Source organism: Streptomyces sp. NPDC086147, from assembly GCF_040702165.1.
Lineage (GTDB): Bacteria > Actinomycetota > Actinomycetes > Streptomycetales > Streptomycetaceae > Streptomyces.
Map to the genome: position 1 here is coordinate 20,247 of NZ_JBFBJO010000008.1, position 13,056 is coordinate 33,302.

General features: G+C 71.6%; 12 protein-coding genes. All 12 read left to right on the forward strand.

The features are described from left to right. The first annotated feature begins 86 nt into the window (after nucleotides 1–86). The 12 genes from AB0398_RS18980 to AB0398_RS19035 all read left to right on the forward strand — a co-directional run bounded on the left by AB0398_RS18980 (nucleotide 87) and on the right by AB0398_RS19035 (nucleotide 13,032). Entirely contained in the window at nucleotides 87–1,676 is a 1,590-nt protein-coding gene (locus AB0398_RS18980; protein WP_366376482.1) for a UDP-N-acetylmuramoyl-L-alanyl-D-glutamate--2,6-diaminopimelate ligase, read from the forward strand. A 4-nt stretch (nucleotides 1,677–1,680) separates the two neighbouring features. Next, nucleotides 1,681–3,105 carry a UDP-N-acetylmuramoyl-tripeptide--D-alanyl-D-alanine ligase gene (gene murF, locus AB0398_RS18985; RefSeq protein WP_366376484.1) on the forward strand — a complete coding sequence of 475 codons (1,425 nt, stop codon included), beginning with the start codon at nucleotides 1,681–1,683 and terminating at the stop codon, nucleotides 3,103–3,105. Beyond that, nucleotides 3,102–4,172, forward strand: a complete 1,071-nt coding sequence (gene mraY / locus AB0398_RS18990) for a phospho-N-acetylmuramoyl-pentapeptide-transferase (protein WP_121832102.1) — start codon at nucleotides 3,102–3,104, stop codon at nucleotides 4,170–4,172. The genes murF and mraY overlap by 4 nt, the downstream gene beginning before the upstream one ends. Further along, entirely contained in the window at nucleotides 4,154–5,593 is a 1,440-nt protein-coding gene (gene murD, locus AB0398_RS18995) for a UDP-N-acetylmuramoyl-L-alanine--D-glutamate ligase (RefSeq protein ID WP_366376487.1), read from the forward strand. Before mraY ends, murD begins: the two co-directional genes overlap by 19 nt. 55 nt (nucleotides 5,594–5,648) lie before the next feature. Further along, complete coding sequence (gene ftsW / locus AB0398_RS19000; protein ID WP_366376489.1) at nucleotides 5,649–6,989, forward strand: putative lipid II flippase FtsW; 1,341 nt, start codon at nucleotides 5,649–5,651, stop codon at nucleotides 6,987–6,989. 6 nt (nucleotides 6,990–6,995) lie between these two features. Beyond that, nucleotides 6,996–8,090: an undecaprenyldiphospho-muramoylpentapeptide beta-N-acetylglucosaminyltransferase gene (murG, locus tag AB0398_RS19005; protein WP_366376491.1), complete on the forward strand. Its 1,095-nt coding sequence runs from the start codon at nucleotides 6,996–6,998 to the stop codon at nucleotides 8,088–8,090. A 35-nt stretch (nucleotides 8,091–8,125) separates the two neighbouring features. Beyond that, nucleotides 8,126–8,929, forward strand: a complete 804-nt coding sequence (locus AB0398_RS19010) for an FtsQ-type POTRA domain-containing protein (protein WP_366376493.1) — start codon at nucleotides 8,126–8,128, stop codon at nucleotides 8,927–8,929. A 278-nt stretch (nucleotides 8,930–9,207) separates the two neighbouring features. Further along, complete coding sequence (gene ftsZ, locus AB0398_RS19015; protein ID WP_366376495.1) at nucleotides 9,208–10,425, forward strand: cell division protein FtsZ; 1,218 nt, start codon at nucleotides 9,208–9,210, stop codon at nucleotides 10,423–10,425. Then, on the forward strand, nucleotides 10,422–11,198 hold the full coding sequence (gene pgeF, locus AB0398_RS19020) for a peptidoglycan editing factor PgeF (RefSeq protein ID WP_366376497.1): 777 nt from the start codon (nucleotides 10,422–10,424) through the stop codon (nucleotides 11,196–11,198). Before ftsZ ends, pgeF begins: the two co-directional genes overlap by 4 nt. After that, nucleotides 11,198–11,917: a YggS family pyridoxal phosphate-dependent enzyme gene (locus AB0398_RS19025; protein ID WP_366376499.1), complete on the forward strand. Its 720-nt coding sequence runs from the start codon at nucleotides 11,198–11,200 to the stop codon at nucleotides 11,915–11,917. Before pgeF ends, AB0398_RS19025 begins: the two co-directional genes overlap by 1 nt. Nucleotides 11,918–12,039: 122 nt before the next feature. Beyond that, nucleotides 12,040–12,660, forward strand: a complete 621-nt coding sequence (gene sepF / locus AB0398_RS19030) for a cell division protein SepF (RefSeq protein WP_366376501.1) — start codon at nucleotides 12,040–12,042, stop codon at nucleotides 12,658–12,660. A gap of 81 nt (nucleotides 12,661–12,741) precedes the next feature. Then, on the forward strand, nucleotides 12,742–13,032 hold the full coding sequence (locus AB0398_RS19035; protein WP_360801912.1) for a YggT family protein: 291 nt from the start codon (nucleotides 12,742–12,744) through the stop codon (nucleotides 13,030–13,032). Nucleotides 13,033–13,056: the final 24 nt, after the last annotated feature.

The following is a 13,056-nucleotide window of genomic DNA, read 5'->3' on the forward strand; positions in this document are numbered from 1 at the left end:
CCCATTCCGGGAACCGGAAATCGAACTCCGGCGAGGCCCCGGGCTCTTTTGGCCCCCCACAGGGTGGGCCCGGTACGCTCACCGCCGTGCCACACGCTGATCAGTACCGAACCACCCCGCCACGGCCGGAGCGGACCCGCCCGACACCCCTGGGCGACCTGGCCGCGCACCTGGGGACCGACACCCCGGCCGACGCCGAGATCTCGGGCATCACCCACGACTCCCGGGCCGTGCGCCCCGGCGACGTGTACGCCGCCCTGCCCGGCGCCCGCGCCCACGGCGCCGACTTCGTCGCCCAGGCCGCCGGACTCGGCGCCGCCGCGGTCCTCACCGACCCGGCGGGCGCCGAACGCGCCGCCGCCACCGGCCTGCCGGTCCTGGTCGTCGACGACCCGCGCGGCCGGATGGGCGAACTCGCCGCCGAGATCTACGGACGGCCCGGCACCGACCTGCTGAAGATCGGCATCACCGGCACCTCCGGCAAGACCACCACCGCCTACCTGGTGGAGGGCGGACTGCGCGGCGCCGGCCGGCGGACCGGGCTCGTCGGCACCGTCGAGATGCGGATCGGCGACGAGCGCATCAAGTCCGAGCGCACCACCCCCGAGGCCACCGACCTCCAGGCCCTCTTCGCCGTCATGCGCGAACGGGGCGTCGAGGCCGTCGCCATGGAGGTCTCCAGCCACGCCCTCGTGCTCGGCCGGGTCGACGGCTGCGTCTTCGACGTCGCCGTCTTCAACAACCTCAGCCCGGAACACATGGAGTTCCACTCCGACATGGAGGACTACTTCAGGGCCAAGGCCGGGCTCTTCACGCCCGAGCGCAGCCGCCTGGGCGTGGTCAACCTCGACGACGCGTACGGCCGCAGGCTCGTGAAGGAGGCCGGCGTCCCGGTCCTCACCTTCTCCGCCGAGGGCCGCGCCGACGCCGACTGGCGCGCCGAGGACCTCGTCCTGGGCTCCCACGACTCGACGTTCACCGCGGTCGGCCCCGGGGGCGAGCGGTTCCCCGCCACCGCCCCGCTGCCCGGCCCGTTCAACGTCGCCAACACCCTCGCCGCGATCGCCGTCCTCGCCGCCGCCGGCCTCGACCCGAAGGCCGCCGCCGAGGGCGTCGCCGCCGTCCCCGGCGTCCCCGGCCGCCTGGAGCGCGTCGAGGCCGGGCAGCCGTACCTCGCGGTCGTCGACTACGCGCACAAGACGGACGCCGTCGAATCGGTCCTGCGCTCCCTGCGCGAGGTCACCGAGGGCCGGCTCCACGTGGTCATCGGCTGCGGCGGCGACCGGGACACCACCAAGCGCGGCCCGATGGGTGCCGCCGCCGCCCGGCTCGCCGACACTGCCGTCCTGACCTCGGACAACCCCCGCTCCGAGGACCCCCTCGCCATCCTCACCGCCATGCTCACCGGCGCCGCCGGGGTCCCGGCGGAGGAGCGCGGCGAGGTGCTCGTCCTCGCCGACCGTGCCGCCGCGATCGCCGCGGCCGTCGCCCGCGCCCGGCCGGGCGACACCGTCCTGGTCGCGGGCAAGGGCCACGAGCAGGGCCAGGAGATCGCCGGGGCCGTCCGCCCCTTCGACGACCGCGAGGTCCTGCGCGCCGCGATCCTCGAACAGAGGGCCCGGACCTCCCCGTCGAGCAGCAGTGCCGACGCCAGCCACCAGAACAGTCAGGGATGAAGCAGTGATCGCCCTCTCCCTCGCCGAGATCGCCGAAATCGTCGGCGGGCAGGCGCACGACATACCGGATCCGGCCGCCCGGATCACCGGGCCCGTCGTCATCGACTCCCGCGAGGTACGGGACGGCAGTCTCTTCGCCGCCTTCGCCGGTGAGCGCGTCGACGGCCACGACTACGCGCGGCGCGCCGTGGAGGCGGGTGCGACGGCCGTGCTCGCCGCCCGCCCCGTCGGCGTGCCCGCGATCGTCGTGGACGACGTCCAGACCGCCCTCGGGGCCCTCGCCCGCGCCGTCGTCGAACGCCTCGGCACCGACGTCGTCGCCCTCACCGGATCGGCGGGCAAGACCTCCACCAAGGACCTGATCGCCCAGGTCCTCGAACGGCACGCGCCCACCGTGTGGACGCCCGGATCGCTCAACAACGAGATCGGCCTGCCCCTCACGGCGCTCCGCGCGACCGACGAGACCCGGCACCTGGTCCTGGAGATGGGCGCCCGGGGCATCGGCCACATCCGCTACCTCACCACCCTCACCCCGCCCCGCATCGGCCTCGTCCTCAACGTGGGCTCCGCCCACATCGGCGAGTTCGGCGGCCGCGAGCAGATCGCCCTGGCGAAGGGCGAGATGGTCGAGTCGCTTCCCACCGAGGCCGAGGGGGGCGTGGCGGTCCTCAACGCCGACGACCCCCTCGTCCGCGCGATGGCCGACCGCACCAAGGCCCGCGTGACCCTGTTCGGAGAAGCGGACGAAGCGGCCGTACGGGCCGAGAACGTCCACCTCACCGAGACCGGGAGGCCCTCTTTCCGCCTTCACACACCCACCGGGTGCAGCGACGTGACCTTGCGCCTGTACGGTGAGCACCACGTGTCGAACGCGCTCGCCGCGGCCGCCGTCGCGCACGAGCTGGGCATGCCTGTCGAAGAGATCGCCACCGCGCTCTCCGAGGCCGGATCCCTGTCGCGCTGGCGCATGGAGGTCACCGAGCGTCCGGACGGCGTGACGATCGTCAACGACGCCTACAACGCGAATCCCGAGTCCATGCGAGCCGCCCTGCGCGCGCTCGCGGCCATGGGCAGGGCCGCACAGGCCCGAGGGGCCCGTACGTGGGCGGTGCTCGGCAAGATGGCCGAGCTCGGGGACGCATCGCTCGTCGAGCACGACGCGGTCGGACGGCTCGCCGTCCGGCTCAACGTCAGCAAGCTCGTGGCGGTCGGGGACAGGGAAGCGTCCTGGCTGCGACTGGGCGCATATAACGAGGGTTCGTGGGGTGAGGAGTCGGTGCACGTGTCCGACGCGCAGGCGGCGGTCGACCTGTTGCGCAGTGAGCTGCGCCCGGGGGACGTCGTCCTTGTGAAGGCTTCCAGGTCGGTCGGTCTCGAACAGGTCGCCCTGGCTCTCCTCGACACCGAGGGCGAGGTCACCGGCCGATGAGGCAGATCCTCTTCGCGGGGGCCATCGGGCTCTTCCTGACCCTGATCGGCACCCCGCTGCTCATCAAGCTGCTCGCGCGCAAGGGGTACGGGCAGTTCATCCGGGACGACGGCCCGCGCGGCCACGCCGGGAAGAAGGGCACGCCCACCATGGGCGGCATCTCCTTCATCCTGGCCACGCTCATCGCGTACGCGCTGGCCAAGGTCATCACCGGTGAACCCGTCTCGTACTCCGGCCTGCTCGTCCTCTTCCTGATGGCGGGCATGGGCCTGGTCGGCTTCCTCGACGACTACATCAAGATCGTCAAGCAGCGGTCGCTCGGTCTGCGGGCCAAGGCGAAGATGGCCGGACAGCTGATCGTGGGCATCGCCTTCGCGGTGCTCGCGCTCCAGTTCTCCGACTCGCGGGGACTCACCCCGGCCTCCGAGAAGCTCTCCTTCATCACGGACTTCGGCTGGACTATCGGCCCGGTGCTCTTCGTGGTCTGGGCGCTCTTCATGATCCTGGCCATGTCCAACGGCGTGAACCTGACGGACGGTCTGGACGGCCTGGCCACCGGCGCCTCCGTGATGGTCTTCGGCGCGTACACCTTCATCGGGCTCTGGCAGTTCCAGGAGTCCTGTGCCAACGCGCTGACCCTCACCAACCCGAACGCCTGCTTCGAGGTCCGCGACCCGCTCGACCTCGCGGTCGTGGCCTCCGCCCTCATGGGAGCCTGCTTCGGCTTCCTGTGGTGGAACACCTCGCCCGCCAAGATCTTCATGGGCGACACCGGCTCGCTCGCCCTCGGCGGCGCCCTCGCCGGCCTCGCCATCTGCTCCCGTACGGAGCTCCTCCTCGCGCTGCTCGGCGGCCTGTTCGTGCTGATCACGATGTCCGTGGTCATCCAGGTCGGCTCGTTCAAGATGACCGGCAAGCGCGTCTTCCGGATGGCCCCCCTCCAGCACCACTTCGAACTCAAGGGGTGGTCCGAGGTCCTGGTCGTCGTCCGGTTCTGGATCATCCAGGGCATGTGCGTGATCGTGGGCCTGGGCCTCTTCTACGCGGGATGGGCAGCGGACAAGTGACAGAGCGGCTCGACTGGAACGGCAAGAAGGTCACCGTCGCGGGACTCGGCGTCTCCGGCATCCCGGCCGCCCGCGTCCTGCACGGGCTCGGCGCGCGCGTGACCGTCGTCAACGACGGCGACGACGAGCGCTCCCGGGCCCAGGCCGCCGCGCTGGAGGCCGAGGGCGTCACCGTCCGCCTCGGCGACGGGGCGACCCTGCCGTCCGGCACCGAGCTGATCGTCACCACCCCGGGCTGGCAGCCCGACAAGCCCCTCTTCGCGGCCGCCGCCGAGGCGGGCGTGGAGGTCTGGGGCGACGTCGAACTGGCCTGGCGGCTCCGGGGCCCCGGAGCCGCCCCCTGGCTCGCGGTCACCGGCACCAACGGCAAGACCACGACCGTGCGGATGCTCGCCTCGATCCTGGAGGCGGCCGGACTGCGGACCGCCGCCGTCGGTAACATCGGCGTCTCGCTCCTCGACGCCGTCCTCGGCGAGGAGGAGTACGACGTGCTCGCCGTCGAGCTCTCCAGCTACCAGCTCCACTGGGCGCCCTCGGTCCGCGCCCACTCGGCCGCCGTCCTCAACCTGGCGCCCGACCACCTCGACTGGCACGGCTCCATGGAGGCGTACGCCGCCGACAAGGGCCGGATCTACGAGGGCAACCAGGTCGCCTGCGTCTACAACGTCGCCGACGGGGCCACCGAGGACCTGGTCCGCGAGGCCGACGTCGAGGAGGGCTGCCGGGCGATCGGCTTCACCCTCGGCACCCCCGGCCCCTCCGAACTGGGCGTCGTCGAGGGCCTCCTCGTCGACCGGGCCTTCGTCGAGAACCGGCGGGAGAACGCCCAGGAGCTCGCCGAGGTCTCCGACGTGCAGCCCCCGGCCCCGCACAACATCGCCAACGCCCTGGCCGCTGCCGCCCTGGCCCGCGCCTTCGGCGTCGACGCCAAGGCCGTACGGGACGGCCTGAAGGCCTTCAGGCCCGACCCGCACCGCATCGAACTGGTCGAGGAGGTCGGGGGAGTCACGTACGTCGACGACTCCAAGGCCACCAACACCCACGCCGCGGAAGCCTCCTTGGCGGCCTACGACCCGATCGTCTGGATCGCCGGCGGCCTCGCCAAGGGCGCGACCTTCGACGAGCTCGTCCAGAAGTCCGCGAAGCGGCTGCGCGGGGCCGTCCTGATCGGCGCCGACCGGGCCCTGATCCGCGAAGCCCTGGCGCGACACGCCCCGGAGGTCCCGGTGGTCGACCTCGACCGGACCGACACTGGGGCGATGTCCGAGGCGGTCCGCGAGGCGGCCCGGCTCGCCCGCCCGGGGGACACGGTCCTGCTCGCCCCGGCCTGCGCCTCGATGGACATGTTCACCAACTACAACAAGCGCGGCGAGGCCTTCGCGGACGCGGTCCGCGCCCTCGCCGCCACCGGGGACGCCTGACCCGACCAGTGGGAGGGTCCGGCCGCACCGGACACGACCGGAGGGGACGGCGACCATGCCGAGCAAGACCGCCGGGACGCGCCGGCCCTCCGCCGCACGCGGCGGGGGGCGGACTCCCGCGATCCCGCGGCGGGCGGGCGGCGGGGGGATCCGGGGACTCCACGAGCGGGCCAGGAAGGCCTGGGACCGCCCTCTCACGGCGTACTACGTGATCATCGGGGCCGGGATGCTCATCACCGCCCTCGGGCTCGTGATGGTCTACTCCGCCTCGATGATCACCGCGCTCCGCTACGAGCTGGTGCCGTCGTACTTCTTCCGGAAGCAGTTCTTCGCCGCGCTCCTCGGCACCGGGCTGCTCCTGGCCGCCTCCCGGATGCCGGTGAAGCTGCACCGGGCGCTCGCCTACCCGATCCTGGTCGGCGCGGTCTTCCTGATGGTCCTCGTGCAGATCCCGGGGATAGGGCACTCCGTCGGCGGCAACCAGAACTGGATCTCGCTGGGCGGCCCCTTCATGCTCCAGCCCAGCGAGTTCGGCAAGCTGGGGCTGATCCTGTGGGGGGCCGACCTGCTCGCCCGCAAGCAGGACATGAAGCTGCTCACCCAGTGGAAGCACATGCTGGTGCCGCTGGTCCCCGGCACCTTCATGCTGCTCGGGCTGATCATGCTCGGCGGCGACATGGGCACCGCGATCATCCTCACCGCGATCCTCTTCGGCCTGCTGTGGACGGCGGGCGCCCCCACCCGGCTCTTCGTCGGCGTGCTCGTGGTGGCCGGCGCCCTCGGGGCGCTGCTCATCAGGACGAGCCCGCACCGGATGGACCGCTTCCAGTGCATCGGGGCCTCCGACCCCGGCGGCGAGGGAGCCCCCTGCCTCCAGGCCGCGCACGGAATCTATGCTCTGGCGTCGGGCGGATGGTTCGGATCCGGGCTCGGTGCGAGCGTGGAGAAATGGGGCCAACTGCCCGAGGCGCACACCGACTTCATCTTCGCGGTCACCGGTGAGGAACTGGGTCTCGCGGGGACGCTGTCGGTACTCGCCCTGTTCGCGGCTCTAGGCTATGCGGGTATCCGCGTGGCCGGAGGCACGGAGGACCCCTTCGTGAGGTTCGCCGCGGGAGGCGTGACCACCTGGATCACGGCGCAGGCCGTGATCAACATCGGTGCGGTGCTCGGCCTGTTGCCGATCGCCGGTGTCCCGCTCCCGCTGTTCTCCTACGGAGGGTCGGCCCTGCTGCCGACCATGTTCGCCGTCGGGCTCCTCATCGCCTTCGCGCGACAGGAACCCGCCGCGAAAGCGGCCCTGGCCATGCGCCGCCCCGGCTGGGGCAAGCGGGTCGGGAAGAGATGGAAGTCGATGCGACGGCGCGTGAAGAAGCGCCCGTCCGGAGAGCGGTGAATTTCGGTGCATGTCGTACTCGCCGGTGGGGGGACCGCCGGCCACATCGAGCCCGCGCTCGCCCTCGCGGACGCCCTGCGCAGGCAGGACCCCAGCGTGGGGATCACGGCGCTGGGCACGGAGAAGGGCCTGGAGACCCGGCTCGTGCCCGAGCGGGGCTACGAGCTGGCGCTCATCCCCGCCGTACCGCTGCCCCGCAAGCCCACCCCCGAGCTGATCACCGTCCCCGGGCGGCTGCGCGGCACGATCAAGGCGGCCGAGCAGGTCCTGGAGCGCACCAAGGCGGACTGCGTGGTCGGCTTCGGCGGCTACGTGGCGCTGCCCGGCTACCTGGCCGCCAAGCGGCTCGGGGTGCCGATCGTGGTCCACGAGGCCAACGCCCGGCCCGGCCTGGCCAACAAGATCGGTTCGCGGTACGCGGCCGGGGTCGCCGTCGCCACCCCGGACAACAAGCTCCGCAACGCCCGCTACATCGGCATCCCGCTGCGGCACACCATCGCCACCCTCGACCGGGCCCGGGTGCGCCCCGAGGCGCGCGCCGCGTTCGGGCTCGACCCGAACCTGCCGACGCTGCTCGTCTCGGGCGGCTCGCAGGGCGCCCGGCGCCTCAACGAGGTGATCCAGCAGATCGCCCCGGTGCTCCAGCGCTCCGGTATCCAGATCCTGCACGCGGTCGGCCCGAAGAACGAAATGCCGCGCGTCGACAACATGCCCGGTATGCCGCCCTACGTGCCGGTACCCTACGTGGACCGGATGGATCTCGCGTACGCCGCGGCCGACATGATGCTCTGCCGCGCGGGCGCGATGACCGTCGCCGAGCTCTCCGCCGTCGGGCTGCCCGCCGCGTACGTCCCGCTGCCCATCGGCAACGGCGAACAGCGGCTCAACGCCCAGCCGGTGGTCAAGGCCGGCGGCGGGCTCCTCGTCGACGACGCGGAGCTGTCGCCGCAGTGGGTGCAGGCCAACGTCCTGCCCGTACTGGCCGATCCGCACCGGTTGTACGAGATGTCCCGCGCCGCCGCCGAGTTCGGCCGCCGGGACGCCGACGACCTGCTCGTCGGCATGGTGTACGAGGCGATCGCCGCCCGCCGCCAGGCGTAGCGCGGCGCTCCGGACGGAAGGGCAGGAGGCGCCGGGTGGCAACCGCACCGACGACCGCCGAGAAGGGCGGCGCACGCGGGTCGAAGGGGTCGTCGGACGGTCCGTCCCGGCCGGGTGCCCGGAATCGAAGGTTCCGGGCACCCGCGCCCCGGTTCCTGCTCTCCGCGCTCGGCCTCGTCGCGGTCGCGGCCGGCCTGCTCTGGGCCCTCTACGGGTCGGACTGGTTCCGTGTGGAACGTGTGAAGACTTCGGGCACCCGGGTCCTGACCCCGGCCGAGGTCGAGAAGGCCGCCGCCGTCCCGGTCGGCGCCCCGCTCGCCTCCGTCGACACCGACGCCATCGAGGCCAGGACCCGGCAGCTGCTGCCGCGGATCGAGTCGATCGAGGTCGTGCGGTCCTGGCCGCACGGAATCGGGCTCGAAGTGACGGAGCGGAAGCCGGTCCTGCTCATCGAAAAGGGCGGAAAGTTCACCGAAGTGGACATGAACGGCGTGCGGTTCGCCACCGTCGCCACCGCGCCCCCGGGCGTCCCCCTGCTGGCCCTCGACGCCTCCTCCTCCCCGAGCATCCGCCGCTTCGACGCGGACCGGCTGCTCAAGGAGGCGGTCCGCGTCCGGGGCGAACTCCCGGCGGAGGTCGCCCGGAACACCCGGGTCGTCCGCGTCACCTCGTACGACTCCGTCACGCTCGAACTGACCGGCGGCCGTACCGTCCTCTGGGGCAGCGGTGAACACGGCCCCGTCAAGGCCCGGGTCCTGACCGCCCTCATGAAGGCGACCCCCAAAGCGGGGCACTTCGATGTAAGTGCTCCCACGGCGCCTGCCTCGTCGGGGAGTTGACGGGCATCACCGCTGGCCAGCACCCTGGTTGGCCAGCGCTACGGGTGATCACATAGGGTGAAAAGAAAAACGGGAGGTTCGGCGTGTTCGTTGAACGTGCGCCGCTTGTCGACTTAGTGTCCTGTTCGGAAGAGTCCAGCGAACAGAGACACTGGTAACCCTAAACTTCAACGTTAGGGTTTGGGTCGGCGTTTCGGACCGTCCCAATCGGCATCCGTCGTCGCAGCGCGGCCAACCGCGCGGTGGCGACACGTAACTCGAGGCGAGAGGCCTTCGACGTGGCAGCACCGCAGAACTACCTCGCAGTCATCAAGGTCATCGGTGTCGGCGGCGGTGGTGTCAATGCCATCAACCGAATGATCGAGGTCGGCCTCAAGGGCGTCGAGTTCATCGCGATCAACACCGACGCGCAAGCGCTGTTGATGAGCGACGCCGACGTCAAGCTCGACGTCGGCCGTGAACTCACCCGCGGCCTCGGGGCCGGGGCGAACCCGGCCGTCGGTCGCAAGGCGGCAGAGGACCACCGCGAGGAGATCGAGGAGGTCCTCAAGGGGGCCGACATGGTCTTCGTCACCGCCGGCGAAGGCGGCGGCACCGGCACCGGCGGCGCGCCCGTCGTCGCCAACATCGCGCGCTCGCTCGGCGCCCTCACGATCGGTGTGGTCACCCGGCCGTTCACCTTCGAGGGCCGCCGTCGCGCCAACCAGGCGGAGGACGGCATCGCCGAGCTCCGCGAAGAGGTCGACACCCTCATCGTCATCCCCAACGACCGGCTGCTCTCGATCTCGGACCGCCAGGTCTCCGTGCTCGACGCGTTCAAGTCGGCCGACCAGGTCCTCCTGAGCGGTGTCCAGGGCATCACCGACCTCATCACCACCCCGGGTCTGATCAACCTCGACTTCGCCGACGTCAAGTCGGTCATGTCCGAGGCCGGTTCCGCCCTCATGGGCATCGGCTCCGCCCGCGGCGACGACCGCGCGGTGGCCGCCGCGGAGATGGCGATCTCCTCGCCGCTCCTGGAGGCCTCCATCGACGGCGCCCGCGGCGTGCTGCTCTCCATCTCGGGCGGCAGCGACCTCGGCCTCTTCGAGATCAACGAGGCCGCGCAGCTGGTCAGCGAGGCGGCCCACCCCGAGGCCAACATCATCTTCGGCGCCGTCATCGACGACGCCCTCGGCGACGAGGTCCGGGTCACCGTCATCGCGGCCGGCTTCGACGGCGGCCAGCCGCCGGCCCGCCGGGACAACATCATCGGCTCGGTCTCCGCCAAGCGCGAGGAGCCCGCCCCGGCGCCCCGCGCCACCGAGGCCTCCCGCCCGCTGGGCGGCCTCGGCACGGTGACCCCGCGCGAGGACCCGGCCCCCGCCCCGGCCGAGCCCGTCGCCCCGGCCGTCAACGAGACCCCGCTGACCCCGGCCCCGCCGGTGGTCCCCCCGGCCCGTCCGTACGCGGACAGCCAGGCCGAGGAGCTGGACGTCCCGGACTTCCTGAAGTGATAGGACGGCGCTTCGACGCGAACGGCGCGCACTTCGCCTTCACCGACCGGTGGGGCGGGGTGAGCGCCGTTCCGTACGAGGAGCTCAACCTCGGCGGCGCGGTGGGCGACGACCCCGGGGCCGTGCTCGCCAACCGGGCGCTCGCCGCCGGGGCCCTCGGGCTCGACCCGGCCCGGACGGTCTGGATGAACCAGGTGCACGGCGCGGACGTGGCCGAGGTCGACGGCCCCTGGGGCGACGCGGAGATCCCCTCCGTCGACGCCCTCGTCACCACCCGGCGCGGACTCGCCCTCGCCGTCCTCACCGCCGACTGCGTACCGGTCCTGCTCGCCGACTCCGTCGCCGGGGTCGCGGCCGCCGCCCACGCCGGACGGCCCGGCATGGTCGCCGGTATCGTCCCGGCCGCCGTGAAGGCCATGACCGGTCTCGGCGCCGACCCCGCCCGGATCGTCGCCCGCACCGGACCGTCCGTCTGCGGACGGTGCTACGAGGTGCCGGAGGCGATGCGCGACGAGATCGCGGCCGTCGAACCGGCCGCCGCCGCGGAGACCTCCTGGGGGACCCCCGCCGTCGACGTCGCCGCCGGAGTGCGCGCGCAGCTCGAACGGCTCGGGGTCCGGGACGTCGAGGACGCCGGGATCTGCACCCTGGAGTCCCGCGACCACTACTCGTACCGCCGCGACCGCACCACGGGGCGACTCGCGGGATATGTCTGGTTGGACGCCGAGTCCTCCCGGGGCGAGGTCCCCGGATCCCCGGCAGGAAAGAGCTGATGACGGACCGCACGGCGGAACTCGCCGAGAACCTGGCCCGAGTGGAGGCGCGCATCGCCGCCGCCTGCGCCGCCGCAGGACGCGCGCGCGAGGAGGTCACCCTGATCGTGGTGACCAAGACCTACCCCGCGACCGACGTGAGAATCCTCCACGGCCTGGGAGTTCGGCACGTCGCCGAGAACCGCGACCAGGACGCCGCGCCCAAGGCGGCCGCCTGTGCCGATCTCGACCTCACCTGGCACTTCGTGGGCCAGTTGCAGACGAACAAGGTCAGGTCGGTGACCGGTTACGCCGACGTCGTGCAGTCCGTCGACCGTTCGAAGCTCGTCTCCTCCCTCTCCGCCGCCGCGGAGAAGCGCGGGCACGAACTCGGCTGTCTGATCCAGGTCGCGCTCGACGCGGAGTCCGGCGAGCGGGGTGACCGGGGCGGCGTGTCGCCGGACGGGATCGAGGAGTTGGCGGCGGCCGTGGACGCCGCCCCCGGGCTGCGGCTCGACGGCCTGATGACGGTCGCCCCGCTCGCCGGTCCCTACGCCGGCGAGCCGCGCGCCGCCTTCGACCGGTTGATGGATTTGTCGACTGCCCTGCGCACGGCCCGTCCTGCTGCGAACATGGTGTCCGCGGGGATGAGCGGGGACCTCGAAGAGGCCGTCGCCGCCGGGGCGACACACGTACGCGTCGGTACGGCGGTACTCGGTGTCCGCCCGAAGCTCGGGTAACGTCGCGAAGCAAGTCGGACCACAGCAGAAAATATGGTCATTCCGCAGAACGGCGGGACGACCCGTGGATCACCGGCACTTGGTGACAAGGCCGATCCACCACAGAGCGGAGGAATCGGAGCATGGCCGGCGCGATGCGCAAGATGGCGGTCTACCTCGGCCTCGTGGAGGACGATGGGTACGACGGCCGGGGCTTCGACCCCGACGACGACTTCGAACCCGAGCTGGAGCCGGAGCCCGAGCGCGACCGGCGTCACGCCCCCCCGCGACAGGTGGAGCACGAGGAGCCGGTGCGCATGGTGAAGCCCCCGGCCCCCCGGGAGCCCGTCGCCCATTCCGTCCCGGTACTCGCCGAAAGCGGACGTCCGGCCCGAATTGCCCCCGTGGCATCCATCACACCCGAACGCCCGAGCCTGGAGAAGAACGCACCGGTGATCATGCCCAAGGTCGTGTCCGAGCGGGAGCCCTACCGCATCACCACGCTGCACCCCCGGACCTACAACGAGGCCCGTACCATCGGGGAACACTTCCGTGAGGGGACCCCGGTGATCATGAACCTCACGGAGATGGACGACACGGACGCGAAGCGACTTGTCGACTTTGCCGCCGGACTCGTCTTCGGGCTCCATGGCAGCATTGAGCGCGTGACGCAGAAGGTGTTCCTGTTGTCGCCTGCTAACGTCGATGTCACGGCGGAGGACAAGGCCCGGATCGCAGAGGGCGGATTCTTCAACCAGAGCTGAGAACACAGGAACCGGACGGACCGGTCGCGAGGGCGGCCGGACGAGCGAGAGCACGCAAGCCAGGGGAGAGGGAAACGCGGGATGGGCGTCGCACTACAGGTGGTCTACATCGTGCTGATGTGCTTCCTCGTCCTCCTGATCGTCCGGCTTGTCATGGACTACGTCTTCCAGTTCGCCCGTTCATGGCAACCCGGTAAGGCGATGGTGGTCGTCCTTGAGGCCACCTACACTGTCACCGATCCACCGCTCAAGCTCCTGCGGCGGCTGATCCCGCCGCTGCGTCTCGGGGGTGTGGCACTCGACCTGTCCTTCTTCGTTCTGATGATCATCGTCTACATCCTGATCTCCCTCGTGAGCAGCTTCGCGAGGTGAGTGTGGACGATACGGTCTTGCCGA

Excerpts from the sequence above, each read along its gene's own strand:
- mraY (WP_121832102.1), top strand. The coding sequence starts at position 3,102 with ATGAGGCAGATCCTCTTCGCGGGGGCCATCGGGCTCTTCCTGACCCTG.
- murD (WP_366376487.1), top strand. The coding sequence starts at position 4,154 with ATGGGCAGCGGACAAGTGACAGAGCGGCTCGACTGGAACGGCAAGAAG.
- ftsW (WP_366376489.1), top strand. The coding sequence starts at position 5,649 with ATGCCGAGCAAGACCGCCGGGACGCGCCGGCCCTCCGCCGCACGCGGC.
- AB0398_RS19025 (WP_366376499.1), top strand. The coding sequence starts at position 11,198 with ATGACGGACCGCACGGCGGAACTCGCCGAGAACCTGGCCCGAGTGGAG.
- sepF (WP_366376501.1), top strand. The coding sequence starts at position 12,040 with ATGGCCGGCGCGATGCGCAAGATGGCGGTCTACCTCGGCCTCGTGGAG.
- AB0398_RS19035 (WP_360801912.1), top strand. The coding sequence starts at position 12,742 with ATGGGCGTCGCACTACAGGTGGTCTACATCGTGCTGATGTGCTTCCTC.